This is a genomic window from Allobosea sp. FW305-C-101 (assembly GCF_058783685.1).
Window position 1 is genome coordinate 456,779 of record NZ_JBYSYT010000004.1, and the last position, 24,640, is coordinate 481,418.

Below are 24,640 nucleotides of genomic sequence, written 5' to 3' on the forward strand. Positions count from 1 at the left end.
TCGGAGCGTCAGCGCGGGCGGCGTGCCGCCAGCCGTTCCAAGGCCGCATCCAGCGTCGCATCGCGCTTGGCGAAGCAGAAGCGGACGACGTTCCTGACCGCGCCCTCGGCATAGAAGGCGCTGACCGGAATCGCGGCGACGCCGTTCTCGGTCACCAGCCTGCGGCAGAAATCGACATCGTCGCTCTCGCCGAGCGGGGCGATGTCGACATTGAGAAAGTAAGTGCCGGCGCTCGGCAGCACCGCGAAGCCGAGATCGCGCAAGCCGGCCGCGAAGCGATCGCGCGAGCGCTGGAAATCGGCGCGCATGCCCTCGTAATAGCCGTCCTCCTTGCCGAGCCCGTAGGCGACCGCAGCCTGCAGGTTCGGCGGCGTGGTGAAGGTGAGAAACTGATGCGCCTTGGACAGCACGCGCATGATCGCGGGTGCCGCCATGACGAGCCCGACCTTCCAGCCGGTCAGCGAGAAGATCTTGCCAGCGGACGAGATCTTGACGGTGCGCTCGCGCATGTCGAGCCGCCCGAGCACCGAGGCATGGCGGTGGCCGTCGAAGACGACATGCTCCCAGACCTCGTCGCAGATCGCGATCGCGTCGTGGCGGACGCAGAAATCGGCGAGCAGGTCGAGATCGGCCTTCCCGAAGATCGTCGCCGTCGGGTTCAGTGGATTGTTGAACAGCACGACCTTCGTCTTCGGCGAGAAGGCCTTGGCCAGCGCCTCCTCCGTCAGGCCGAAATGCGGCGGGGTCAGCGTCACGAATTTCGGGATGCCGCCGGCCCGTCGCACCAGCGGCAGATAGGCGTCGTACATCGGCTCGAACAGCACAACCTCGTCGCCGGGCGTGATCAGGGCCATCAGCGCGCCCGCGATGGCCTCCGTCGCGCCCGAGGTCACCATGATCTCCGTCGTCGGATCGAGATCGAGACCCTGCCAGTGCCTGTAATGCTTCGCCGCCGCCTCGCGCAGCTCGGGCAGGCCCATCATCGGCGGATACTGGTTCCAGCCATCGACCACCGCCTCGGCCGCCTTCCGGCGGACATCGAGCGGGCCGGGATCATCCGGAAAACCCTGCCCGAGATTGACGGCGCCGGTCTCGCGGGCGAGCTGCGACATCACTTCGAAAACGGTCGTGGGGAGGGCGGAGAGGATCGGATTCATCGCGGTCGGATCAGCTCGGCAAAGGCGGGAGCCGTGGCTTTAGCATGCCGGACCGACCTGCGCACGCGATGGAGAAACGATCTGGCTGAGGGGTAGAAAATAGCGAATGATGAATGTTGACATTCGTCAGCGGTCAGTGTTTATTCAGTTCAGCCGGCCTTCGGCGGACGCCTGTTGCGACTTCGCCCCTTTGGCGCAGCAGGATGCCGCAGAAGGCCGGCGAACCTTGTCAGGATGGTGCGAACCATCTCGGGGCGCGCGAAATCCGCGCCACACTCTCCCAGCGCCCTTGCCTGAAGATTGCCGCGACCGGTTTCCGCACTCGCGGAAACCGCGCTAAGCAGGCGCATGGCCCGCTCCCCCGCCCCCGCGATCATGATCCTCGGCACCGGCTCCAATGTCGGGAAGTCGCTGATCGTCGCCGGTTTGTGCCGGATCTTCGCGAATCGCGGCCTGAAAGTGCGCCCGTTCAAGCCGCAGAACATGTCGAACAATGCCGCGGCGACCGGGGCCGGCGAGATCGGCCGGGCGCAGGCGCTTCAGGCTCGCGCCGCCCGCATCGAACCGCATCCCGATATGAACCCGGTGCTGCTCAAGCCCGAGGGCGAGCAGGGCAGCCAGATCATCCTGCAGGGCCGCGTCGCCGGCCGGCTTGCGTCGCGCGACTTCGCCCGGCGCGGCGATTTCATGCCGCAGGTCCTCGACAGCTTCACGCGCCTGAGCGAAGGCGCCGATCTCGTCATCGTCGAGGGCGCGGGATCGCCGGCGGAAACGAATCTGCGTGCCCGCGATATCGCCAATCTCGGCTTCGCCCGCGCGGCGAACGTCCCGGCCGTGCTGGTCGGCGACATCGACCGCGGCGGCGTGATCGCGAGCCTGGTTGGCACCCATGCGGTGCTCGATGCCGAAGACAGGACGATGATTCGCGCCTTCGCGATCAACCGCTTCCGAGGCGCTGTCGAACTGTTCGCGCCCGGCGTCACGACGATCACCGAGGCGACCGGCTGGCCCTGCCTCGGCGTCGTGCCCTGGTTTGCCGATGCGGTCAGGCTGCCGGCAGAGGATGGGCTCGATATCCGATCGGGGCGGAAAGCGGGTGCGCGCCTCAAGGTCGCCGTGCCGGTGCTGCCGGGCATCGCCAATTTCGACGATCTCGATCCGCTGAAGCTGGAACCGGATGTCGACCTTGCCATGATCGGGCCGGGGCAGCCGCTGCCGGGTGATGCCGACCTCATCATCCTGCCGGGCTCCAAGACGACGCTGCGCGACCTCGCGGCGCTGCGGCGGGAAGGCTGGGACATCGATATCCTCGCCCATCGCCGCAGGGGCGGGCGCGTCCTCGGTCTTTGCGGCGGCTACCAGATGCTCGGGCGGGTGGTGCGCGATCCGCTGGGACTGGAAGGCCCGCCCGGAGAGGCGCCGGGCCTTGGCCTGCTCGATGTCGAGACCACGCTCGACGCCGAGAAGACCGTTCGCGAGGTCGATTTCATCGATGCCGGCTGCGCGGCCGCAGGCCGGGCCTATGAGATCCATCTCGGCCGGACGGACGGTGCCGATACGATCCGCGCGCCGTTCCGCGTCGAAGGCCGGCTGGAAGGCGCCGCAAGCCCGGACGGCCGGGTCGCCGGCAGCTATCTGCATGGTATCTTTGCTTCGGACGCGGTGCGCGGGACCTGGCTCGCCGCGATCGATGGCCAGCGCCGAAAGCCGTCAGGCCTGCATTATGGCGATGCGATCGAGGCGACCCTGGATCGGCTCGCCATGCATTTGAATGATCATTTCGATACGGAAACCCTGTTCAATCTCGCGAAGAACCGCGATTCCGCAGCCTGAGCCGGTCGGGAACATCGAGCGCCCTGATCTGTTCCTTCAGCAGGGTTCCGTCCGGAGATTGATGCACATCAAGGCAAAAGTCTTTATTCGCCATTATGTTGACGAATGACGAAATTCGTCATAACGATCAATTCTTCACCGCTTTCGTTTAAAACAAACCCAGCCAACGGCGCCGTGAGCAATCCCGAACGCGATACCAGGCAGATCATCGTCGACACCGCCGAGCGCTTCTTCCGCGACATCGGGTATCAGAAGACGACTGTGGCGGACATCGCCAAATCCCTGCGGATGAGCCCCGCCAACGTCTATCGTTTCTTCGATTCGAAGAAGTCGATCAACGAGGCCGTGCTGGAGCGCTACAAGCGCGAGCAGGAAGAGGCGATCGCCACAATCGCCGATGAGGACCGGCCTGCGGCCGAGCGCCTGCGCGACATCCTCGCGACATCCTATCGCCTCAACGCCGCGCGCTTCGCCGGCCACGCCCGGATGCAGGAAATGGTCTGCGCCGCGATGGAGGAAAGCTGGGACGCGATCATCGCCCATATCGAGCGCTTCGATGTCGTGCTGCGCCGCGTCGTCGCCGACGGCATCGCGCGCGGCGAGTTCCGGCCGATGGAGCCGGCGCACGCCACCGGCTGCATCCGCACGGCGATGATCCGCTTCATGCATCCGCTGCTGATCACGCAATGCGAATGCATTCCCGGTCCGACGCCGGACGAGATGATCGCCTTCGTGCTCGGCGCGCTCGAAGCCAAACCCCAGGCCCGCTGAGCGGCCCGGCGCCGCGTATCGGCTGCGCCGAAAACCGCGCTTCCCCTTTCGGGCCGATGCTCCAGCGCGTTGACAAGCCGCCGAGGGAGCGGGATACCGCGCGGACATGGCCATCCTGCCCAAACAGAATCTCAAGAAGCTCGCCGTCATCCTGCATGACCTCGCGGTCACGGCGCTGGCGATCTGGCTCGTCTTCGTCGTCCGCTTCGAGGGCGCGCAGCTCGTCGAGCATCTGCGCTACCTGCCGCGCTTCCTGCCCTTCTTCGTGGCCTATGCCGGGCTGATCTACTGGCTGTTCTCGCTCTACCGCTCGAAATGGCGCTTCGCCTCGCTGCCCGACCTCTCGAACATCGTGAAGGCGGTCTCCGTCCTGACGGTATCGCTGCTCGCAGTCGACTATGTGCTGGTTGCGCCGAATTTCTACGGCGCCTTCTATTTCGGCAAGATCTCGATCGCGCTCTACTGGCTCGTGCAGGTCGCCCTGCTCGGCGGGCCGCGGCTGGCCTATCGCTATTTCAAATATGCACGCTCCCGCACCAGCGCGGTCCGCGAGGCGAACCTGCCGGCGCTGCTGCTCGGGCGCGGCGTCGAGATCGAGATGGTGATCCGCGCCATGGAAGCCGGCACGATGCGGCGGCTCAGGCCCGCCGGCATCCTGTCGCCGCGCCCTGACGATCTCGGCCAGTCGATCCGCGGCGTGCCGGTGCTCGGCCTGCTCGGGGATATCGAGCGGATCGCCGGCGAGGCGATCGAGCGCGGAGAGGCCTTCCGCCGCATCGTCGCCACCCCATCGGCCCTGCTGCCGGAGGCGCAGCCGGAGAAATGGCTGGCGCGCACGCGCAAGCTCGCCTTGCCGATCTCGCGCATCGACAGCCTCGGCGAGGGCGTGCGCGACACCGAAGTCGCGCCGCTCGAAATCGAGGACCTGCTGGTGCGCTCGACCGTCGCGATCGATCGCGAGCGACTCGGTTCCTTCCTGAAGGGCAAGCGCGTCATCGTCACCGGCGGCGGCGGCTCGATCGGCTCCGAGATCTGCCTGCGCTGCGCAGCCTTCGGCGCGGCCGAGCTGCTCGTCGTCGAGAGCTCGGAACCGGCCCTGTTCCAGATCAGCGAGCAGCTCTCGGTGCAGGCGCCGGACACCGCCGTCTCCGGCGTGCTGGCCGATGTGCGCGACCGCGAGCGGATCATGCCGCTCTTCGCCGGTTTCAAGCCCGACATCGTCGTCCATGCCGCGGCGCTGAAGCATGTGCCCTATCTGGAGGCCGACTGGAGCGAGGGCATCAAGACCAATATCTTCGGCTCGGTGAACGTCATCGACGCCGCCGTCGCGGCCGGTGCCCAGACCTTCGTGATGATCTCGACCGACAAGGCGATCGAGCCCGTCTCGATGCTGGGCGCGACCAAGCGCTTCGCCGAAATCTATGCGCAGTCGCGCGATGCCGAGCTCGTCGCCGCCGATTCCGGCATTCGCCTCGTCGCGGTGCGCTTCGGCAATGTGCTGGGCTCGGCCGGCTCGGTGGTACCGAAGTTCAAGGCGCAGATCGCCCGTGGCGGGCCGGTCACGGTGACCAGCCCCGACATGATCCGCTATTTCATGACGATCCGCGAGGCCTGCGACCTCGTGCTGACCGCGGCCTCCCATGCACGCGCAAGCGACGCCGAAGCCGAGCGGGCGGCCGTCTATGTGCTCAAGATGGGCCAGCCGATGCGGATCATGGACCTGGCCGAGCGGATGATCCGCCTCGCCGGCTTCGAGCCGGGCGAGGATATCGAGATCGTCGTCTCCGGCGTCCGGCCAGGCGAGCGCCTGAACGAGATCCTGTTCGCGCGCGACGAGCCGATGGCGGAAACCGGGCTCGACGGCATCATGGCCGCCAAGCCGATCTTCGCCGGCCGTGACCGGATCGAGGCCTGGCTGACGCAGCTCCAGGCCGCCGTGAAGGCCAATGACCAGGGTGCGGCCAATGCCGTGCTCGACGAAGCGATCCCGGATTTCAGCCGGCGCGACTCGCAGCAGCCAGCTGTGCCAGCGCCGTCTTCGTCTCTGCCTGCGGCTGCCAGCCAGCACTGAGCAGGCGCTCCGGCCGGGCGACGACGCTTCCCGCCAGCTTCAGGAATGTCTCCTCGCGGCCTGCGAGGCGCGCCAGCCGGCGCAGCCAGAGTTTAGGGACGGGCAACAGACCGGGACCGCGGCCCAGCCCCGAGCGCATCGCCACGAGCATGTCGGCGACGCTGATGGGCTCGGGGTCGGACAACGCATAGCTTTTTCGCGCCGGACAGGCCGGCGTCAGCGCGAACCGGATGGCGCTGGCGAGATTCCCGACGGCCAGCAGCGAGCGCGGCGCCTGCAACCCACCCAGAGGCAGCGGCACAGGCAAGCGCGCCAGCTTGAGCAGAGCCGCCATATTGGCTTTCACGCCGGGCCCGTAGATCAGGACAGGGCGCAGCGCGACCCAATCGAGATCGAGGGCGGCAAGGCCTTGCTCCGCCGCGAGCTTGGAGCGGCCATAGGCGTCGCCGGGCGCGGGCTGCCCATCCTCACGCAAAGGCGGGCCGTCGAAGGCGTCGGTCAGCGCCTTGATCGATGAAAGGTAGACGAAACGGCGAGCGCCGGCCGCTTCGGCGGCCCGGGCGAGCTCCAGCGTCGCCTCGGTGTTGATGCGGCGATAGAGCGCCTCGTCGAGCCCCGGTCCGGCATGGGCGAGGCCAGCCATGTGCACGACATGGTCGACGCCCTCCAGCGCGGCGCGCCAGTCGACGGGCGCCGAGAGATCGCCGGTCACGACCGCCTCCGCGCCGGCCGGGACAGGCCCTGGGCTGCGCTGGGCGAGGCGCGGGCGATAGCCGGCCTGGATCAACGCCGCGACGACATGCGGCCCGACGAAGCCGCTCGCGCCAGTGACGAGGATGCGTTCCTCAGCCATGGCGCGGACCGGTCGCGAAGCGGCGCAGCAGCAGGCCGGTGAGCAAGGCCGCCGCTGCCAGGCAAGCGAACTGGACCGGGAGCGCCGGCCAGGCCAATGAAACACCGGCGATCACGGCCAGCGCGAGATTGAGCAGGGCGACGCGGCCGACCACTGCGATCACGCTGAAGCCGTTCGTCGTCGCCTGCTGGTAGAAATGCGAGCGATGCGCCTCCCAAACCTTCTCACCGCGCGCGAGGCGGCGCAGCAGCGTGATGGTCGCGTCACTGATGTGATAGAGCGGCAGGATCAGGGCGGCGGCGAAGGCACCTTCCCCAGCCAGGCGATAGAGCAGATAGGCGGTGGCGAGCCCGATCGGCAGCGAGCCGACATCGCCGAGGAAGAGGCGCGCAACCGGCCGGTTGAAGGGCGCAAAGCCGAGGAGGCCGCCGCAGAGCGCGGCGGCAAGCCAGCCCGTTACCGGATCGATCGCACCGGCCATGCCGGCGAACGCCAGCGCGGCCGTCAATGGCACGATGCCGGCGACGGTTATCCAGTCGAGCCCATCCATGAAATTGACGAGATTGACGAACCACACGCCTGCCAGAAGCGCGATCGCGCGCTCGACCGCCAAGGGCAGGAATTCGGGAAAGAGGCGCAGCTCCGGCGCGGCACGAAACAGCACGAAGCCGACGCAAGCCGCCTGCAGCACGAGCCGGATGCCCGCCGGCAACGGCCGGATGTCGTCCCAGGCGCCGACGATGCCGAGCCCCGTCACGGCCAGCACCAGCACCAGCACGGCACGGGTCGCCTCGCCCTCGACCGGCGCGAGCCAGAGCGCCGCGCCCAGCGCGATGAAAGCTCCGGCCAGCACGGCGATGCCGCCGCCCTGCGGGGTCGGGACCTTGTGGCTGGACCGGGCATTCGGCCGCGCCAGGGCATAGCGCAGGAGAAGCGGGCGCAAGGCCACGCAGAGCACCGCCGCCAGAACGGCGGCGGCGGCACAGATCATCAGGGGGTGGAGCACGTTTTCCAAAGTGCCCGCACCATAGTCGAGGCAATGCAAAAGCCTAGAGGCTAGCCTGGCTTATCCGCGCGAAGCGGCTCCGGGCTAGAGCAATTCCTCAATTCTCCGAATAGTGGAATTGCTCCAGGTCTTTGTTTTAACACGTTTTCTTTCCGCGAGCCGGTGTCCGCTTCGCTCGAAAATGCTCTAGTTACGGAAGCCGATCAGCACGCCATCGGCGCCGAGCTGGAGCTGGAGCCCCTGGCGGCGGGTGGCGAGCTTGAGCGTCACACCCTTGTCGTTGCGCAGCCATGTCGTGCCGCGGCCGGCCGCGCCCACGGCCCAGCCTTCCTTGAGCTGGACATAAGGTCCGGCAAAGTCGGAGACGCGGCGCAGGCCATAGACCGTGCCCGAGGCGACCGAGCGCGAGGCGCCGATCGAGCCGATGCCGAGGCCGCCGACCGTGATCGGGTAAGATCGGCCCTGGTAGCGCAAGGTCCCGCCACCCGCCTCGCCGGAGGCGATGAAGCCGGCCTGGACCTGCTCGAGGCGCACGGTCCCCGTCGAGGGGCCGAGCGAGCGCTGTTGCGCCATGGCCGGCGAAGCCAGCATCAGAACGGCGGCGATGGTGGTGGCTGTCTGCCTGATCGTGATCATATCCTGCTCCTTGCGCCGAATTGGCGGCGTCGCGGCATCAACCCGCGAAACGCGGATTCGATCCCGCGGCATGAGCGGGATCGCAGGATTGCCATGTCCCCGCCGGTCGCGAGGCGCGGCAGAGGGCCGGTCAGCTGCCGCTCTTCTCGTTGCGCAGGGCGTTGGCAACCTGGTCGACGAGGCGGCGCGGGTCGGGGTGGCCGTCATATTCGATGACGCCGACATTCAGGCTGTTCTGAAGCACCGTCTGGCCGTCGATCGAGAAATGAGTCGCCGCGTAGCTCTCGACGATGCTGCGGGCAAACACCGCCGCCTCCCTTGCATCGGTCCCGACGCGAATGATCAGGAAGGTCTCGCGGCCCATGCTGAAAACCGTATCGCTCGACCGCGCCGCGTTGAGCAGCATGGCCGCCGTCTGCTGGACGACCGTGTCGGCACCGCCTTCGCCGAGGCGCGCCCGCAAGCCGTCGAATTGCGAGATCTCGAGCATGATCATCGAGAAGGGCCGGCTCGTCCGCCGCCGCAAGGCGACCTCGCGGGAGATCGCGGCCCGGAGATAGCGCCGGTTCAGCAGGCGCGACAGCGGATCCCGGGCGCTGCCCACGTCGAAGGAATGGCTGAACAGGACGCTCAGGAGATTGTTGATCTGGCTGACGATCTGCCTGATCTCCCGGAGATGGCCCTGGCTGAGGGCCGCCTCACCACTGTCACGCAATTGCCGGGCATGCTCGTCGGCCTCGGCGACGAGAAGGGCGATCGACGCATATTCGGCGGAGCGGCCGAACAGCAGGTTCGCCCGGTGGGAGAACCAGAGGCCGAACTCGGACCGGCTCAACGGCAACGAGCCATCGGCTTCGCCAACGATATGCGAGCCGAAGAAGACGGCCTGCGCCCATTCGGCGAGCGAGGCCTTCTGCTTCTCCCGCTCGGCGCGGAAGTCGTGATCTATCGAGACCTGGCGCAGCGCTTCCTCTGCCCGCAGGTTGCGGTCGAGCCCGCTGATATGGGCGGCGGCGATTGCGGCAGCCGCGACATCGATGACCCCGGAGACGTAAAGCGCCGCCTGGACGAACTCGTCGCGGGACAGCCGCGTATGCTTGAGGCTGTTGTAGATGCCGCGCTTGAGCACCCGCGCCGCGAGCATGCTCAGCGCCGTCGGAATCTGGATGCGGGCATGGGTCGATCCGATTTCGGACTGGCGCATGAGGAAGGCCGTCGCGTCGATCGCGTCCTTCGGAAAGACATCGACGAGCCATTGCGACAGGGCGCCCCGAAACCGACCGGCGATGACATCGTCGTCGAACAGGGCCTGGACCCGCGCATGGCGAGCGAGATCCAGCCAGAGATCGTCCACCAACTCCACCGCGAAGTGCTTGACGGTACTTGCCACCATAGCGCGCACTGACGGTGGAACATTACCGCTCAAAGTTGAAATCTCAACCTTCAGTTGCGTGAAATCTTCGTCTTCCCAGAGCGCTGCGCTCAGCATTTCACCTTATCCGGCAGAATAGATGCTCCTGATGACGACGATCGATAGTATCTTATAGTTATCAAACGACAACAAAACTATGTCCAGCGCGTTAATATGGCGTTTACACCTCTTAACACGTTAACTCGCCGCTGCCGCCATCTCCCAGAAAGCGCTCATGGTTCCCAGAATAACGGCCTCAAATCCGCAAAAATCCTCGATGATTCGTTAATCTCAACCCGGGTGTTCACCTTGGTTAAGAAACCGTTGATCACCTGATTTGACGCGCCGGCTCGTTATTTAACTTGGCCAGAGCTTTTCTGCCCTACGTCGCATCGCGTCAGGGACGAACAATGGCCTTCAACCTCTTCAGCAGTGACAACGCTTCCGCACAGATCGATGCGATCCATCGGTCTCAGGCGGTGATCGAGTTCGACACCCAAGGCAAGATCCTCTTCGCCAATGCCAATTTCCTTGCGGCAACCGGTTACCAGCTGGCGGAGATCACCGGGCGCCAGCATGCGATCTTCCTGCCTCGGAACCTGGCGGAAGCGCCCGACTACAAGGCCTTCTGGAACGCGCTGCGCCAGGGAGAGCCGCAGGAGGGCCAGTTCCTGCGCATCGGCAAGGACGGCGCGCCGCTCTGGTTGCAGGCGATCTATGCGCCGGTGCTGGGGCGCGGCGGCAAGCCGGTCAAGATCGTGAAATTCGCCACCGACATCACGGCGCAGAAGGCCGAGATCGCCAATTCCGAGGCGCAGATCGCCGCGATCCGGAAGTCGCAGGCCGTCATCGAGTTCGCCCTCGACGGCACCATCCTCGACGCCAACGAGAACTTCCTCGCCGCCGTCGGCTATCGCCTCGACGAGATCAGGGGCCAGCATCACCGGCTGTTCGTCGCCCCGGAACAGAACAGCTCGGAGGACTACAAGCGCTTCTGGGCCAAGCTTAGCCGCGGCGAATACGATGAAGGCCAGTATCTGCGGATCGGCAAGGACGGGCGCCGGATCTGGATCCAGGCCACCTACAATCCGATCCTCGACTCGGCCGGCCAGCCGTTCAAGGTCGTGAAATTCGCGTCCGACATCACGGACCGCCGCCGCGAGCAGGAAGCCCTCCAGCGCGCGGTCGCGGAAACGCTGCAGGTCGTCGCGGCAGCCAAGCAGAAGAACCTCAATCCGCGCATCGAGATGACCGGCAAGGCCGGCGACCTGCGCAATCTCTGCGAGGGCGTGAACGCGCTGATCGAGACATTGTGCGAGGTCGTCACGACGACGGCCGATATCTCGGACACGCTCGCCAGGGGCTCATCCGCGATCAACCGGGACAGCCGCAACCTCGCGCAGCGGACCGAGGAACAGGCAAGCAGCCTTGAGGAGACGGCAGCGACGACCGAGGAACTCGCCGCATCGGTGAAGCAGAGCGCGGCACGGGCGCAGGATGCGACCGTCCTCGGCGAGACCGCCAATGCCATCGCCAATCGGGGCGGTGACATCGTGACCGCGGCCATCGCCGCGATGGAGCGCATCGAGCGCGCCTCCGCCAATATCGCCGAGATCATCAACGTCATCGACACGATCGCCTTCCAGACCAATCTGCTGGCGCTCAACGCAGCCGTCGAGGCGGCGCGAGCCGGTGAGGCGGGCCGCGGCTTCGCCGTCGTGGCCTCGGAGGTGCGGGCCCTGGCGCAGCGCTCCAGCGATTCGGCCAACGACATCAAGAAGCTGATCACGGACTCGGCCGAGGAGGTCTCGGCCGGCGTGAAGCTGGTCCAGGAAGCCGGCACCGCGCTGACCGAGATCGTGCAGTCGTCGCGACAGGTCTCCGACGCGCTGGCCGACATTTCGACCGCCTCGCACGAGCAGGCGAACGGGATCGAGGAGGTCGCCAAGGTCGTCGCCCATCTCGACGAGATGACGCAGCAGAACGCCACGATGGTCGAGCAGAGCCACGGGATCGCCGGCACGCTGGAGGATTCGGCCAAGCGCCTCCAGACGCTCGTCACCTCGTTCCAGATCCCGCTGGACCGGCTGAGCGACAGGGCCGGTGCGGTCGCCTTCACGCGGCCAGCCCCGGAGGATGCCGAGCCGGCCCCCACCGCTCCCGCCCGGCTGCAGCGCAAGGTTCTGCGCGCGATGAACGGCGGCCACGGCGACTGGTCGGAGTTCTGACCTCCGCCGCCGAGCCCTGTTCCCTTCGATCAAGGAGCATGCCGCGACGCCACGATAGCGACGGCATGCCCCCGGCCATGACGAGACCCACACCATGAAGCAAGATGACCTCAGCACCTGCATCGCCGGGCTGGCCAGCGCCCAGATCAGCCTGTTCGGCATCCTGTTCAAGCATCTGGAGAACCGACTCGGCAGCGAGATCAGGCGCGACTTCGTCGATGAACTCGGCCGGATCATCGACATTGCCGAGCAGAGCGGCCAGCCGATCCAGCCCTTCCAGCGCATCATCTTCGAGCATATCGCCGACTGGCTGAAATCACCGGAGCGCGGCTGGACGCCGATCGTGATCGACGGCGCGAAAGCGGCACAGGCCATGGCGGCCACGACCACGCCGTCACCCACAGGCCACGGCACGACAACAAGCTGAATTTTCAAAGAGTTTGGAGCGGGCGATCGGGATCGAACCGACGACATTCAGCTTGGGAAGCTGACGTTCTACCACTGAACTACGCCCGCATGCCCTTCACGCTGGCGAAGCAACGCGCGGCAGGCCCGCGTTCATAGCGGGTCCGGGCCCAGGTGTCATCCGGGAATCGCGGGCGATCGCGGGAAGACGGAGCGGGTATCCGCTCAGCCCTTGAAGTGCTTGGAGAGCTTCAGGGCCTGGCCCTGATAGTTCGACTTGAGATCGGCGCCGTAGAGCGCTTCCGGCCTCGCCGCCATCGTCTCATAAACCAGACGCCCGACGATCTGACCGTCCTCGATGATGAAGGGCACGTCGCGGGAGCGGACCTCGAGCACGGCCCGGGCGCCCTGGCCACCGGCGGCGCGATGGCCGAAGCCGGGATCGAAGAAGCCGGCATAATGGACGCGGAACTCACCGACCAGCGCGTCGAAGGGCGTCATCTCGGCAGCATAGTCCGGCGGGACATGCACCGCTTCCTTCGAAGCGAGAATGTAGAACTGGCCGGGATCGAGGATCATGCTGCCCGAGCCGTCATTGTGGATCGGCTCCCAGAAATCAGCGGGCCGGTAGGCGCCGACGCGGTCGACATCGATCAACGCCGTGTGATGCTTGCCGCGATAGCCGAGCAGGCCGTCGAAGCCGGAGAGATCGACGCTGACGGCAACACCGCCCTGGAAGGAGGGCTCGGCCGCGCTGACCAGCGTCTCGCGCTGATGGATCTCACCGAGCGCGCGGTCATCGAGGCGGGTCTCGCCGGCGCGGAAGCGGATCTGCGAGAGGCGCGAGCCGGAGCGGACCAGCACCGGGAAGGTGCGCGGCGAGATCTCGATGAAGAGCGGGCCTTCATAGCCGTCCTCAACCAGATCGAACTCGCGGGCACGGTCGGTGATGACGCGGGTGAAGACGTCGAGCCGGCCGGTCGAGCTCTTCGGATTGGCGGCGGCGCGCAGGCCCTTGGGCAGGCGCAGGCCTTCCATCAGTTCGGCGATATAGACGCAGTCCGTCTCCAGAACCGCGCCCTGCGTCAGGTCGATCTCATGGAGCGAGAGATCGTCGATCCGGCTGCGAACGGTGCGCTCCGGACCGGGCAGGAACGAGGCGCGGACGCGGTAGGCCCGCGCACCCAGGCGCAGGTCGAGGCTCGCCGGCTGGATCTGCCCTTCGGCCGGCGGCCGGGCGAGCGTGATCGCACCGGCCTCGATGAAGGCGCGGATGGAGCTGTCGGGCTGGATGCCAGGCTTGAAGGTCAGCATGCGCGTTCCGCAGGGGACGATCGGTCATAGCTAACGAACGAGGCCTCCAAGGCCAAGCATGGCGAATGCCGGGCATGCGCGGCCCATAGGGTTGTCCACGCCAGAATCGCCGCACCGCCGCATTGACGCTGGCGCCGGCCGGCCGGTAACACATCAGCAGCGGCGAAGCCGCGACCGGCCAAGGCGGAGCCTTCGATGTATCAGGCCCAGACGCATGGCGTGCGTGTGACCGCGGCGCCGAGTTTCATGGATGCGGAATCCTCGCATGCGCAGGGCCGCTATTTCTGGGCCTATGCGATCGAGATCGTGAATCTCTCGACGCAGACCGTGCAATTGATGACCCGGCACTGGTTCATCACCGACGGGCGCGGCGAGGTGCATGAAGTCCGCGGCGAGGGCGTCGTCGGCAAGCAGCCGGTGCTGCGGCCGGGCGAGAGCTTCAACTACACCTCGGGCTGCCCGCTGACGACGCCGGACGGTTCGATGCACGGTTTCTACGCCATGCAGGACGAGAACGGCACGATCTTCGATGTCGAAGTGCCGCTCTTCCCGCTCGATTCCCCCTATGTGAAGAAGGTTCTGCATTGACCGCCTCCGCTCAAGCCGGGCAGCGCTATACGCCGCTCGAGATGCTCGCCCGCCTCGTCGCCTTCGACACGGTCAGCGACAAGTCCAACCTCGCCCTGCTCGATTTCGTCGAGGATTACCTAACCGGCTGGGGCGTCTCCTCCGTCCGTTTCCCGAATGAGACCGGCGACAAGGCAGCGCTGTTCGCGACCGTCGGTCCGCAGGATCGCGGCGGCATCGTGCTCTCAGGCCATACCGATGTCGTGCCGGTGGCGGGACAGGCCTGGAGCCGCGACCCGTTCACGCTGCATGTCGAGAATGGCAAGGCCTATGGCCGTGGCGCCGTCGATATGAAGGCCTTTCTGGCGCTGGGGCTGGCCCTGGTGCCGGATTTCCTGGCGGCGAACCTGAAGACGCCGATCCATCTCTTCCTGTCCTATGACGAGGAGGTCACTTGCCTCGGCGTCGTCGACGGCATCGCTGCCATGGGCAAGACCCTGCCGCGCCCGCGCGCCGTCATCGTCGGCGAGCCGACCATGCTCGACATCTGCGACGCGCATAAGGGCGTGCGGACCTTCCAGACCGTGGTGAAGGGCTTCGCGGCGCATTCCTCCAAGCCGCAGCTCGGCGCCAGCGCCGTCCATGCGGGGGCGCTGCTCGCCGCAGAGCTCGACCATATGGCGGAGGATGCCAAGCAGCGGCCGGACACGAGCGGCCGCTTCGACCCGCCCTATGACACCGTCCATATCGGCACCTTCCATGGCGGCATCGCCCGCAACATCCTGGCCGATCGCAGCGAAATCCTCTGGGAGATCCGGACGGTCCCGAGCTCCGATCCGGAAGCCGGCCCGGCGCGCTTCGCGAAGGTGGCCGACAAGGTGCTGGCGCGGATGCGCTCGACCGCGCCGAGTTCGGCCATCGAGACGCAGATGACCTCGGACGTGCCGGGACTGGCGCCCGATCCGGGCTCGGAGGCCGAGCGGCTCGCCATGCGGCTCTCCGGCCGCAACCATACGATCGCCGTCGCCTTTGCGACCGAAGCCGGGCATTTCCAGCAGGCGGGACTTCCGACCGTGGTCTGCGGCCCCGGCTCGATCGATCAGGCGCACCAGCCGGACGAATACATCACGCTGGAGCAACTGGCGGCCGGCGAGGCCTTCATGCGCAAGCTGATGGCGGAGTGCCAGGCGGGGTAAAGCGCGTCATGCTCGGGCTTGACCCGAGCATCTCGTGACGAGGGAGCTTCCCGCGCTTTTCCTGCATGAGATTCTCGGGTCGCCGGTTCGCGGCGCCCGAGAATGACGAAGGCTCTATTCCGAATCCGCCGAGAGCCCGTCCTCGACCTCGGCCGGATCGAACGAGTAGCGCCGCGAGCAGAACTCGCAGGTGACGCCGAGCTTGCCATCATCGGCGATCATCGCCCTGCGATCCTCCGGGGCGAAGCCGCGCAGCATCGAGAGCACGCGCTCGCGTGAGCAGCGGCAGGCCTCGTGCACGGTGACCGGCTCGAAGACGCGGGCGCCGCGCTCGTGGAACAGGCGATAGAGCAGCCGCTCGCTCTCCAGCGTCGGGTCGAGCAGTTCGTGATCCTCGACCGTCTCGACCAGCGAGCGCGCCTCCGCCCAGGCATCGTCGGCGATGCCGTCAGGATCGGCATTGGCGAGAATCTCGTGGCCTTCCGGGACGTCGCCGGGATGGATGTCTGCCGCGCGCAGGCGGTCCGGCGAATGCGGCATGAACTGCACGAGGATGCCGCCGGCGCGCCATTGCGGCCGCCCGCCCATGGTGACGGTACCGACACCGAGCCGGACCCGCGTCGGGATCTGCTCGGACTGGCGAAAATACTGGTGCGCGACCTCTTCCAGGCTCTGGCGCTTCAGCGGCACGATGCCCTGGTAGCGCGTCGTGGCCGAGCCCTGATCGACGGTCATGGCGAGATGGCCCTCGCCGAGCAATTCACCCGTCGAGACCTTGTCGAGCGCGATCGCCTCGACGAGCTTGGCCTCGTCGATATGGGCGACGGCGCGGAAATTGTCGGGCGCGTTGAAATCGACCACCATCATCGGGATGGCGCCGTCGCTCTTGGTCTGGAGCTGGAAACGGCCCTCGAATTTCAGCGCCGTGCCGAGCAGGACGGTGAGCGCAGCCGCTTCGCCGAGCACCCGCGAGACGGGCTCGGGATAGCCATGACGATCGAGGATCGTGTCGATCGAGGCGCCCAGCCGCACGACGCGGCCGCGCACGTCGAGATCGGGCACGGCGAAGGGGATGACCCGGTCGTCGAGCCCGGCGGTGCCGATGGTGTCGTCTACGGCCATCAGGCCGCCACTCCGCCGAAGCACCAGGCGAGGATACCCTTCTGCGCATGCAGGCGGTTCTCGGCCTCGTCGAAGACGGCCGATTGCGGGCCGTCCATGATCGCGTCCGTGACCTCCTCGCCGCGCGAGGCGGGCAGGCAATGCATGAAGATCGCGTCCTTCTCGGCGCGCTCCATCAGCCGGTCGTCGACCTGATAGGGCCGCAGCAGGTTGTGACGGGTGCCTTCATCATCGTCGCCCATCGAGACCCAGCAATCGGTGATGACGCAATCGGCGCCCTCGACCGCCTCTTCGGGGCGATGGGTCAGCTTGATCCGGGCGCCCTGCTTCTTGGCCCAGGCAATCAGGGCCGGCGGCGGCGCCAGCTCCTCGGGCGTCGCGACGGACAACTCGAAATCGAGCCGGCCGGCAGCGTGGACCCAGGAGGTCAGCACGTTGTTGGTGTCGCCGGTCCAGGCGATGCGCTTGCCCTCGATCGCGCCCTTGCGCTGCTCGAAGGTCATGACATCGGCCATGACCTGGCAGGGATGCTGGCGCTTGGTCAGGCCGTTGATCACCGGGACGGTGGCGTGTTTCGCCATCTCGACCAGCGAGTCATGATCCAGGATGCGGATCATGATCGCGTCGACATAGCGCGAGAGCACGCGGGCGGTGTCCGCGATGGTTTCGCGCTCGCCGAGCTCGATCTCATGGCCGGCGACCATCATCGGCGAACCGCCGAGCTCGCGGATCCCGACATCGAAGGAGACGCGGGTGCGCAGGGATGGCTGCTCGAAGATGGTCGCGACGACCTTGCCCTCGAGCAGGCGGTCACCAACGGCTGCGGGCGTACGGCGTCGCGCCTTGATCTCCTCGCCCGTGCGCAGGATCGCGCGCAGCTCGCTGCCGGAGAAATCGGAGAGATCGAGGAAATGGCGCGTCACGGGCGCTTCCTTCGCTTCGCTGGTGGGGTCTGAGGGTGAACTTATTCCGCAGCCGGGCGCTTCAGCGCGGCTTCGATCGCGCCCGCCGTCTTGTCGAGGCGCGAAACGGCTTCCACCACATCGGCCTCGGTGATGATCAGCGGCGGCAGCAGGCGCACGACATTGTCGCCCGCGCCGACGACGAGCAGGCCGTGGGCACGGGCTTCATTGACGAAATCGGTGTTGAGCGTGTGCAGCTTCAGGCCGAGCATCAGGCCCTCGCCGCGGATCTCGGCGATGACCTCGGGATGCTTGTCCTTGAGCTCGGCCAGCGACTGCTTGAGCCGGAGCGCGATCTGGCTGACGCGATCGATGAAGCCCGGCGCGAGCACCACGTCGAGCACGGCATTGCCGACCGCCATGGCGAGCGGATTGCCGCCGAAGGTGGTGCCATGCGTGCCGAGCGTCATGCCCGAGGCCGCCTCTTCGGTCGCGAGGCAGGCGCCCATCGGGAAGCCGCCGCCGATGCCCTTGGCGATCGACATGATGTCGGGCGCAACCCCGTATTGCTCATGGGCGAAGAACTTGCCGGTACGGCCGACGCCGGTCTGAATCTCGTCGAAGATCAGCATCAGGCCCTGCTCGTCGCAGAGCTCACGCAGCAGCTTGAGGAAGCGGGCCGGCACGGAGCGCAGGCCGCCCTCGCCCTGGATCGGCTCGATCATCAGCGCGGCGGTTTCAGGCGTGATCGCGGCGCGCAGCGCCTTCTCGTCGTCGAAGGGCACCTGGTCGAAGCCGTCGACCTTGGGGCCGAAGCCGTCGATATATTTCTGCTGGCCGCCGGCGGCGATGGTCGCCAGCGTCCGGCCGTGGAAGGCACCCTCGAAGGTGATGATGCGGTAGCGCTCGGGATGGCCCTTCGCGGCATGGTACTTCCGCGCCATCTTGATGGCGCACTCGTTCGCCTCGGCGCCCGAATTGGTGAAGAAGACGCGCTCGGCGAAGGTCGCCTCGCAGAGGCGGCGGGCCAGCCGCTCGCCATCCGGCGCGCCATAGAGGTTCGAGGTGTGCCAGATCTTGCCGGCCTGCTCGGTCAGCGTCTTGACGAGATGCGGATGGGCGTGGCCGAGCGCGTTGACCGCGATGCCGGCGCCGAAATCGAGATAGCGCGTGCCGTCGGCCGTGATCGCCCAGGGGCCTTCGCCGCGCTCGAAGGCGACGGGGGCGCGGGCATAGGTCGGTACAAGCACGGACTGGCTGGCGGAAACAGGGGCGGGAGCCATGAGACGAAGATCCTCGCGAGGGGGACGGGTGAGAAACGGATTGGCGCTGAACGGAGAACGACGATCCGGGATAGATGCTGCAGGCATGCAGCCACGATAAGACCCGGTGACGACGTTATCGTCGCACCCAGCTCCTGATCTCTCGTCGCGCCGTCATCCGCATCGTCGGGGCCTTGATCCGCCAAACATAAGCGCCGCCCGATCGGGGGCGGCGTCACCTTGTGGATAAATATGCTTAAGGCGGCCGCGGCTGTCAATTCAGTGCCGCAGGGACAGTGTTGCCGAAAGGATTCGCTTGACCGCTCAATCGCGAATCGTCTGGGGAAAAGCCGAATTGGGATTCGCCGACTCTTGTTCGCGAGTCACCGCAGCTTGTATGGTCGGCTTCGTCAGATACGACATTTCGTGCGGCGCCTCCTGTACCGTCTGTTGCGGCAGCAACGGCCTTGTCCCTGCGACAAAGCCGCCGGTCCCGGATTCCGTCACGAAGCGCCCTTAAAGGCGGGACCCGCGAGGGACCGGCCGGACAAGACAGGTGATGCGGATGAACGAAGCCGGAGCATGGACGGAAGAGCGCGTCGAGCAGCTCAAGAAGCTCTGGAGCGACGGGCTGAGCGCCAGCCAGATCGCCGCCGAGCTGGGGAACGTCACGCGCAACGCGGTGATCGGCAAGGTCCACCGCCTCGGCCTTTCGGGCCGGGCCAAGAGCGCGGCGCAGCCCGCCGCGCCGCGTAACAACGCCCCGCGCAAGGCGCCGGCCCGCTCGCCGAGCCACCCGATGGCCGGTGCGGCCGCCACCCCGACGCGCGGCGCCCATGCGCTGGCGCCCGAATTCGCCCCCGAGGCGGAGATCGAGGTGGAAGCCGCCCCGCTGCCGTCCGAGGACGTGGTGATCCCGTTCTCGGAGCGCGTCACCATCATGGACCTGCGCGAGTATATGTGCCGCTGGCCGATGGGCGACCCGACGACCCCCGAGTTCCGCTTCTGCGGCGCGCGCTCGCAGACCGGCCTGCCCTATTGCAGCCACCACGCCCGCATCGCCTACCAGCCCGCCGCCGATCGCCGGCGCGACCGGAGCAAGGTCCGGGCCTGATCAGGCTTCGGAGCATTGAATAAGGAAAACCGGCCGAAAGGCCGGTTTTTTGTTGCCCGATGGAAGAGTGCGTCATGCTCGGGCTTGACCCGAGCATCTCATGACAAAGCAGGCACCAGCGCCTTATCCTGGAAGAGATTCTCGGGTCTGCGCTGCGCTTCGCCCGAGAATGACGGCCACCTCTCACAATCTCCGCTTCTTCTCCAGCGAGCGGCTCCAGCGCGAGAGCGCGAAGCAGATCAGCCAGTAGATCGCGCCCGAGAAGACATAGGCCTCCATGTTCATGCCGACCCAGTTGGGATCGGCGAGCGAGGCCTGCGCGATGCCGAGCAGGTCGAGGATCGAGACGACCAGCACCAGCGTCGTGTTCTTGATCAGCGCGATGAACTCGTTGGTCATCGCCGGCAGCGAGATGCGCAGCGCCTGCGGCAGGACGATCAGGCCGGTCGCCTTCCAGTAGGTGAGGCCGAGCGCGGTCGCCGCCTCACGCTGGCCCTTGGGCAGGGCCTGCAGGCCGCCGCGCACCGCTTCAGCCATATAAGCGGCGATGACGAAGCCGAGGCCGATCACGGCGCGCGCCAGACGGTCGATGCCGATGCCGCCGGGCAGGATCAGCGGCAGCAGCAGCGACGCCAGGAAGATCACCGCGATGATCGGCACGCCGCGCCAGAACTCGATGAAGATGACGCTGATCAGGCGGATGATCCTGAGTTCCGACTGCCGGCCGAGCGCGAAGAGGATGCCGAGCGGGATCGCGATCAGGCTCGAATAGATCGAGATGAACAGGGTCAGCGTCAGCCCGCCCCATTCGCGCGTCTCGACATGACGCAAGCCGAAACCGCCGGAGAGCAGCCAGATGCCGAGCGGCGGCAGGATGATCAGCAGCGCGAGCGCGAGCTTCAGCCTGAAGCGCTGCGGCGCGAAGACCACCGACAGCACGCCCGCCAGGACGAGAAGTCCTGCAATGTCGACGCGCCAGCGCTGGTCGATGGGATAGAGCCCGTACATGAACTGGCCGAAGCGGGCGCGGATGAAGACCCAGCAGGCCCCGCCGGGGGCGCAATCGGCGCGCGTCGAGCCGATCCAGGTCGCATCGATCACGGCCCAGCGGATCAGCGGTATCGCGATCCAGGCGATCAGCGCGACCAGCACCACCGAGGTGAAGCCGGTGAAGGGCGTGCCGAAGAGGCGCTCGCGCCAGATCGAGAGGGAGGAGGTGCGGGTCATCGCGTCACCAGGGCGATGCGGGCGTTGTACCAGTTCATCAGCGCCGAAACGGCAAGACCGATGACGAGGTAGACCGCGAGCGTCATGGCGATGATCTCGATCGCCTGGCCGGTATTGTTGAGCGCCGAGCCCATGAACAGGCTGACCACATCTGGATAGGCGATGGCCGCGCCGAAGGACGAGTTCTTGAGCACGTTGAGATACTGGTTGGTCAATGGCGGGGTCATGACGCGCAAGGCTTGCGGAATGACGACGAGGCTTAAGATTCGGCCCGGCCGCAGGCCCAGCGCCGATGCGGCCTCGCTCTGGCCCTTCGCCACGGATTCGATGCCGCCGCGCACGATCTCGGCGATGAAGCCTGCGGTATAGGTGACGAGCGCCGCGAGCAGCGCGACGAATTCAGGGATGACGACGAAGCCGCCGCGATAGTTGAAGCCGCGCAGCACGGGAATGTCCCAGCGCGTAGCGAGGCTCGCCCAGGCGATGGCGAGCGCCGGAACGACCACGATCAGGCCGATACCGATGGCGAGCAATGGCGCATCCTGCCCGGTGCGGTCCTTGCGGCGGCGCGCCCAGGCGCTGGCCAGCCAGTAGCCGAGCCAGGAAACGAGGATCGCCAGCGCCGCCCAGCGGAAATTGCCGGGCGCATCCGGCAGCGGGATGGTGAGGCCGCGATTGTTGAGGAAGGCGACGCCGAACAGGCCGATGCTCTGGCGTGGCTGCGGCAGGGCGGCGATGACGCCGAAATACCAGAACAGCACGAAGAACAGCAGCGGGATGTTGCGGACGAACTCGATATAGGCGCCGGCGATGGTCGACAGCAGCCAGTGCGAGGACAGGCGTGCGATGCCGAGCGCGAAGCCGAGCAGCGTCGCCAGCGCGATCGCGATCACCGTCACCAGCATGGTGTTGGCGACGCCGACCCAGAACAGGGCGAAGATGTCGTCGGACTGGGTGTAGCCGGTCAGGACGAAGGGCACCTCGATGCCCGAGGTCCGCCAGAGGAAGTCGAAGCCCGAGGCGATGCCGGCCTTGACCATGTTCTCCGAAGCATTGCGCACGAAGAACACGGTGAGGCCGACGAGCAGCAGGATCAGGGCGATCTGGTAGAACCAGTCGCGGACGCGCTTGTCGTTGATGACGGATAGGAAGCTGCTCACGACCACCTCGATCGAGGTTCGCGGACGTCATTCCCGGGCTTGACCCGGGAATCTCGTGACGCTTGGGCTGGATTCCGAGATGGCCGGGCCAAGCCCGGCCATGACGAGCCTTAACCCGCTCTCACTGGAAGGGCGGGGTGAAGAGCAGGCCGCCCTTGGTCCAGAGCTGGTTCTGGCCGCGCTCCATCTTCAGGCTCGAGCCCATGCCGACGGTACGCTCGAAGCTCTCGCCGTAATTCCCGACCTGCTTGATGGCGTTGTACATCCAGTCGTTGGAGAGCCCCATCATCGCGCCGAAGCCGCCCTCGGCACCGAGCAGGCGGCGGACTTCCGAGTTCTTGGAGTTCGCTTTCATGTCGTCGACGTTCTTGGAGGTGACGCCCAGCGCCTCGGCGGCGATCATGCCGTTCAGCACCCAGCGCACGATCAGCTGCCAGCGCTCGTCGCCCCAGCGCGTCACCGGGCCCTGCGGATCGTTCGAGATCGGCTGGGTCAGGATGACGTGATCCTCGGGGGTCTTGAGCTTGGCACGCTGGCCGGCGAGCGCGCCGACGCCGGCGGTATAGGCGTCGCAGCGGCCGGCGTCATAGGCGGCGATGGCGTCGTCGTTCTTCTGGAAATTGGTGATGGTCGTCTTGAGGTTGCGCTCGCGGAACCAGTCGGCGGCGTTCTTCTCCTCGGTCGAGCCGGCAGCGACGCAGACCGAGGCGCCGTCGAGATCGGCCGCCGTCTTGGCATTGGCCGACTTGCGGACGATGAAGGTCTGGCCCTCGTAGAAATTGATGCCCTGGAAATTCAGCCCGAGCGTCGCGTTGCGCGAGAAGGTGATGGTCGAGTTGCGCGAGAGCACGTCGACCTGGCCCGATTGCAGGATCGGCCAGCGCTGCTGCACCGAGGTCGGGGTGTATTTCACCTTGTTGGCATCGCCGAGCACCGCGGCGGCGAGCGCCTTGCAGTAATCGACATCGAGCCCGCTCCACTCGCCCTTGTCATTGGCGAAGGAGAAGCCGGGCAGGCCGAGATGCACGCCGCATTCGAGATTGCCGCGCGCCTTGACGGCGTCCAGCGTCGGGCTCGGCGCCAGCTGCTGCGCCTGCGCCATCGAAGCCCCCGCAGCGAGCAGAGCCGCCGCACCCAAAATCCTGAAAGTCATATCCGTCTCCCCGAAGCCGTCGGGCGGCTTTCTGTGTTGCAAGGCGACTATGCAACAGGCGCGGGGAAAGCGATAGCGCATCGAAAGGCGTGTGGAGGGCCAGCCCGGTTGCCCCTGCCGGCTCCTGTCAGGGGCCGGCAGATCGGACCATCCTCAATTGCCGAAGATGGTGTTGAGCTGGCTGCCGACCATGATGAAGGTGGTGCGCTTCGGCATCTCCTTCAGGCGGACGGCGCCGATATAGGTCATGGCCGAGCGGACGCCGCCCATCAGTTCCTGCATCGTGCCCTCGACCGGGCCGCGATAGGGCACCTCGACGGTCTTGCCCTCGGAGGCCCGGTACTTGGCGACACCGCCGGAATACTTGTTCATCGCCGTGTCCGAGGACATGCCGTAGAAGGTCATCGCGACCGGCACCTTCCTGCCGTCCCGCTCCTCGTAGCGAATCTCGCCCTCGCATTCGTCGTGGCCCGCGAGCATGCCGCCCGTCATGACGAAATCGGCGCCGCCGCCATAGGCCTTGGCGACATCGCCCGGCACGGTGAGCCCGCCATCGCCGCAGACGAAGCCCTTCAGGCCATGGGCGGCATCGGCGCATTCGATGATGGCGGAGAGCTGCGGATAACCGACGCCGGTCATCTTGCGGGTGGTGCAGACCGAGCCCGGCCCGATGCCGACCTTGACGATATCGGCCCCGGCGAGGATCAGCGCCTCGGTCATGTCGCCGGTCACGACATTGCCGGCCATGATCGCGGCATCCGGGAAGGCCGAGCGCGTCGCCTTGACCGTGTCGACGAATTTCTCGGTATAGCCGTTCGCGACGTCGAGGCAGATCTTGGTGATCGGCGACTGGGCGTGCACGGCCTTCAGCTTGTCATGGTCGGAATCGGTCGTGCCCAGCGAATAGAAGGCATTGGCGGAGCCCGGCTCGCGGAAGAAGGCGATCAGCTGCTCGGCGCTGTAATGCTTGTGCAGGGCGACCATGGCGCCGTGCTTCAAGAGCGCACGGGCCATCGCCATCGTGCCGACCACGTCCATGTTGGCGGCGATCAGCGGGAAGCCTTTCCACTCCTTGCCGGTATGGGCGAAGCGAAAGCTGCGCTCGACATCGACCTCGGCGCGGCTGCCCAGCGTCGAGCGCTTCGGGCGAATCAGCACGTCGCGGAAGTCGAGCTTCGGGTCGTTTTCGATGCGCATGATCCGGCCTCTGGCTGTCGATGTCGCCGGGCGAGGGCCCGGCGGCACGCATGCG

The 24,640-nt window shown here is 66.6% G+C and carries 21 protein-coding genes and 1 tRNA gene; 8 read left to right on the top strand and 14 right to left on the bottom strand.

The genetic code is table 11. The features are described 5' to 3' along the window. Nucleotides 1-8: 8 nt before the first annotated feature. On the bottom strand, nucleotides 9-1,157 hold the full coding sequence (locus tag AC3WMA_RS19730; protein WP_492287038.1) for an aminotransferase: 1,149 nt from the start codon (nucleotides 1,155-1,157) through the stop codon (nucleotides 9-11). 348 nt (nucleotides 1,158-1,505) lie between these two features. Here AC3WMA_RS19730 and AC3WMA_RS19735 point away from each other — a divergent pair, with 348 nt between their 5' ends. The 3 genes from AC3WMA_RS19735 (at nucleotide 1,506) to AC3WMA_RS19745 (ending at nucleotide 5,832) form a co-directional block, all read left to right on the top strand. After that, nucleotides 1,506-2,990, top strand: a complete 1,485-nt coding sequence (locus AC3WMA_RS19735) for a cobyric acid synthase (protein WP_492287039.1) — start codon at nucleotides 1,506-1,508, stop codon at nucleotides 2,988-2,990. 174 nt (nucleotides 2,991-3,164) lie between these two features. After that, nucleotides 3,165-3,761, top strand: a complete 597-nt coding sequence (locus tag AC3WMA_RS19740; protein ID WP_492287040.1) for a TetR/AcrR family transcriptional regulator — start codon at nucleotides 3,165-3,167, stop codon at nucleotides 3,759-3,761. A gap of 115 nt (nucleotides 3,762-3,876) precedes the next feature. Then, entirely contained in the window at nucleotides 3,877-5,832 is a 1,956-nt protein-coding gene (locus AC3WMA_RS19745) for an SDR family NAD(P)-dependent oxidoreductase (RefSeq protein ID WP_492287108.1), read from the top strand. On the opposite strand, the gene AC3WMA_RS19750 is transcribed toward AC3WMA_RS19745, so the two are convergent. The 4 genes from AC3WMA_RS19750 to AC3WMA_RS19765 all read right to left on the bottom strand — a co-directional run bounded on the left by AC3WMA_RS19750 (nucleotide 5,756) and on the right by AC3WMA_RS19765 (nucleotide 9,720). Further along, nucleotides 5,756-6,685 carry an NAD-dependent epimerase/dehydratase family protein gene (locus AC3WMA_RS19750; RefSeq protein ID WP_492287041.1) on the bottom strand — a complete coding sequence of 310 codons (930 nt, stop codon included), beginning with the start codon at nucleotides 6,683-6,685 and terminating at the stop codon, nucleotides 5,756-5,758. The genes AC3WMA_RS19745 and AC3WMA_RS19750 overlap by 77 nt on opposite strands. Further along, nucleotides 6,678-7,676 carry an MraY family glycosyltransferase gene (locus AC3WMA_RS19755; protein WP_492287109.1) on the bottom strand — a complete coding sequence of 333 codons (999 nt, stop codon included), beginning with the start codon at nucleotides 7,674-7,676 and terminating at the stop codon, nucleotides 6,678-6,680. Before AC3WMA_RS19755 ends, AC3WMA_RS19750 begins: the two co-directional genes overlap by 8 nt. 201 nt (nucleotides 7,677-7,877) lie before the next feature. Beyond that, entirely contained in the window at nucleotides 7,878-8,327 is a 450-nt protein-coding gene (locus AC3WMA_RS19760) for a hypothetical protein (RefSeq protein ID WP_492287042.1), read from the bottom strand. A 130-nt stretch (nucleotides 8,328-8,457) separates the two neighbouring features. Further along, entirely contained in the window at nucleotides 8,458-9,720 is a 1,263-nt protein-coding gene (locus AC3WMA_RS19765) for a GGDEF domain-containing protein (RefSeq protein WP_492287043.1), read from the bottom strand. A gap of 428 nt (nucleotides 9,721-10,148) precedes the next feature. Here AC3WMA_RS19765 and AC3WMA_RS19770 point away from each other — a divergent pair, with 428 nt between their 5' ends. Together AC3WMA_RS19770 and AC3WMA_RS19775 are read left to right on the top strand one after the other, a co-directional pair. Next, complete coding sequence (locus tag AC3WMA_RS19770) at nucleotides 10,149-11,966, top strand: methyl-accepting chemotaxis protein (RefSeq protein ID WP_492287044.1); 1,818 nt, start codon at nucleotides 10,149-10,151, stop codon at nucleotides 11,964-11,966. Nucleotides 11,967-12,060: 94 nt separating this feature from the next. Continuing rightward, nucleotides 12,061-12,393 carry a hypothetical protein gene (locus AC3WMA_RS19775; RefSeq protein WP_492287045.1) on the top strand — a complete coding sequence of 111 codons (333 nt, stop codon included), beginning with the start codon at nucleotides 12,061-12,063 and terminating at the stop codon, nucleotides 12,391-12,393. A gap of 14 nt (nucleotides 12,394-12,407) precedes the next feature. Here AC3WMA_RS19775 and AC3WMA_RS19780 read toward each other — a convergent pair. Both AC3WMA_RS19780 and AC3WMA_RS19785 read right to left on the bottom strand, forming a co-directional pair. Then, a tRNA-Gly gene (locus AC3WMA_RS19780) sits at nucleotides 12,408-12,482 on the bottom strand. A 114-nt stretch (nucleotides 12,483-12,596) separates the two neighbouring features. Further along, complete coding sequence (locus AC3WMA_RS19785; protein ID WP_492287046.1) at nucleotides 12,597-13,685, bottom strand: 2'-deoxycytidine 5'-triphosphate deaminase; 1,089 nt, start codon at nucleotides 13,683-13,685, stop codon at nucleotides 12,597-12,599. A gap of 195 nt (nucleotides 13,686-13,880) precedes the next feature. Here AC3WMA_RS19785 and apaG point away from each other — a divergent pair, with 195 nt between their 5' ends. Beyond that, nucleotides 13,881-14,273, top strand: a complete 393-nt coding sequence (gene apaG, locus AC3WMA_RS19790) for a Co2+/Mg2+ efflux protein ApaG (protein ID WP_257733099.1) — start codon at nucleotides 13,881-13,883, stop codon at nucleotides 14,271-14,273. After that, entirely contained in the window at nucleotides 14,270-15,448 is a 1,179-nt protein-coding gene (gene argE / locus AC3WMA_RS19795; protein WP_492287047.1) for an acetylornithine deacetylase, read from the top strand. The genes apaG and argE overlap by 4 nt, the downstream gene beginning before the upstream one ends. A 114-nt stretch (nucleotides 15,449-15,562) precedes the next feature. Here the strand turns inward: argE and AC3WMA_RS19800 are convergent, their stop codons facing one another. From AC3WMA_RS19800 to AC3WMA_RS19810, 3 genes are read right to left on the bottom strand one after another with little or no spacing between them, the layout of a single operon-like run. Continuing rightward, nucleotides 15,563-16,570, bottom strand: coding sequence for an Hsp33 family molecular chaperone (locus AC3WMA_RS19800; RefSeq protein WP_492287048.1), 1,008 nt, complete (start codon nucleotides 16,568-16,570; stop codon nucleotides 15,563-15,565). Next, nucleotides 16,570-17,493 carry an ornithine carbamoyltransferase gene (gene argF, locus AC3WMA_RS19805; protein WP_492287049.1) on the bottom strand — a complete coding sequence of 308 codons (924 nt, stop codon included), beginning with the start codon at nucleotides 17,491-17,493 and terminating at the stop codon, nucleotides 16,570-16,572. The genes AC3WMA_RS19800 and argF overlap by 1 nt, the downstream gene beginning before the upstream one ends. Before the next feature lie 41 nt (nucleotides 17,494-17,534). After that, nucleotides 17,535-18,755 carry an aspartate aminotransferase family protein gene (locus AC3WMA_RS19810; RefSeq protein ID WP_492287050.1) on the bottom strand — a complete coding sequence of 407 codons (1,221 nt, stop codon included), beginning with the start codon at nucleotides 18,753-18,755 and terminating at the stop codon, nucleotides 17,535-17,537. Nucleotides 18,756-19,299: 544 nt separating this feature from the next. Here AC3WMA_RS19810 and AC3WMA_RS19815 point away from each other — a divergent pair. Further along, nucleotides 19,300-19,848, top strand: a complete 549-nt coding sequence (locus AC3WMA_RS19815) for a GcrA family cell cycle regulator (protein ID WP_492287051.1) — start codon at nucleotides 19,300-19,302, stop codon at nucleotides 19,846-19,848. Nucleotides 19,849-20,031: 183 nt separating this feature from the next. Here the strand turns inward: AC3WMA_RS19815 and AC3WMA_RS19820 are convergent, their stop codons facing one another. The 4 genes from AC3WMA_RS19820 to AC3WMA_RS19835 all read right to left on the bottom strand — a co-directional run bounded on the left by AC3WMA_RS19820 (nucleotide 20,032) and on the right by AC3WMA_RS19835 (nucleotide 24,585). Continuing rightward, entirely contained in the window at nucleotides 20,032-21,075 is a 1,044-nt protein-coding gene (locus AC3WMA_RS19820; RefSeq protein ID WP_492287052.1) for an amino acid ABC transporter permease, read from the bottom strand. Then, the gene (locus AC3WMA_RS19825) at nucleotides 21,072-22,235 is read right to left on the bottom strand and encodes an amino acid ABC transporter permease (RefSeq protein ID WP_492287053.1); all 1,164 of its coding nucleotides are present in this window, start codon (nucleotides 22,233-22,235) and stop codon (nucleotides 21,072-21,074) included. Before AC3WMA_RS19825 ends, AC3WMA_RS19820 begins: the two co-directional genes overlap by 4 nt. Before the next feature lie 121 nt (nucleotides 22,236-22,356). Further along, nucleotides 22,357-23,388, bottom strand: coding sequence for an amino acid ABC transporter substrate-binding protein (locus tag AC3WMA_RS19830; RefSeq protein WP_492287054.1), 1,032 nt, complete (start codon nucleotides 23,386-23,388; stop codon nucleotides 22,357-22,359). Nucleotides 23,389-23,541: 153 nt separating this feature from the next. Further along, nucleotides 23,542-24,585: a GMP reductase gene (locus AC3WMA_RS19835; protein WP_492287055.1), complete on the bottom strand. Its 1,044-nt coding sequence runs from the start codon at nucleotides 24,583-24,585 to the stop codon at nucleotides 23,542-23,544. Nucleotides 24,586-24,640: the final 55 nt, after the last annotated feature.

Coding starts and splice junctions, on each gene's coding strand:
- AC3WMA_RS19760 (WP_492287042.1), bottom strand. CDS start 8,327: ATGATCACGATCAGGCAGACAGCCACCACCATCGCCGCCGTTCTGATG.
- AC3WMA_RS19755 (WP_492287109.1), bottom strand. CDS start 7,676: ATGATCTGTGCCGCCGCCGCCGTTCTGGCGGCGGTGCTCTGCGTGGCC.
- AC3WMA_RS19770 (WP_492287044.1), top strand. CDS start 10,149: ATGGCCTTCAACCTCTTCAGCAGTGACAACGCTTCCGCACAGATCGAT.
- AC3WMA_RS19800 (WP_492287048.1), bottom strand. CDS start 16,570: ATGGCCGTAGACGACACCATCGGCACCGCCGGGCTCGACGACCGGGTC.
- AC3WMA_RS19820 (WP_492287052.1), bottom strand. CDS start 21,075: ATGACCCGCACCTCCTCCCTCTCGATCTGGCGCGAGCGCCTCTTCGGC.
- apaG (WP_257733099.1), top strand. CDS start 13,881: ATGTATCAGGCCCAGACGCATGGCGTGCGTGTGACCGCGGCGCCGAGT.
- AC3WMA_RS19775 (WP_492287045.1), top strand. CDS start 12,061: ATGAAGCAAGATGACCTCAGCACCTGCATCGCCGGGCTGGCCAGCGCC.
- AC3WMA_RS19765 (WP_492287043.1), bottom strand. CDS start 9,720: ATGGTGGCAAGTACCGTCAAGCACTTCGCGGTGGAGTTGGTGGACGAT.
- AC3WMA_RS19735 (WP_492287039.1), top strand. CDS start 1,506: ATGGCCCGCTCCCCCGCCCCCGCGATCATGATCCTCGGCACCGGCTCC.
- AC3WMA_RS19830 (WP_492287054.1), bottom strand. CDS start 23,388: ATGACTTTCAGGATTTTGGGTGCGGCGGCTCTGCTCGCTGCGGGGGCT.
- AC3WMA_RS19810 (WP_492287050.1), bottom strand. CDS start 18,755: ATGGCTCCCGCCCCTGTTTCCGCCAGCCAGTCCGTGCTTGTACCGACC.
- AC3WMA_RS19730 (WP_492287038.1), bottom strand. CDS start 1,157: ATGAATCCGATCCTCTCCGCCCTCCCCACGACCGTTTTCGAAGTGATG.
- AC3WMA_RS19785 (WP_492287046.1), bottom strand. CDS start 13,685: ATGCTGACCTTCAAGCCTGGCATCCAGCCCGACAGCTCCATCCGCGCC.
- AC3WMA_RS19835 (WP_492287055.1), bottom strand. CDS start 24,585: ATGCGCATCGAAAACGACCCGAAGCTCGACTTCCGCGACGTGCTGATT.
- AC3WMA_RS19815 (WP_492287051.1), top strand. CDS start 19,300: ATGAACGAAGCCGGAGCATGGACGGAAGAGCGCGTCGAGCAGCTCAAG.
- AC3WMA_RS19750 (WP_492287041.1), bottom strand. CDS start 6,685: ATGGCTGAGGAACGCATCCTCGTCACTGGCGCGAGCGGCTTCGTCGGG.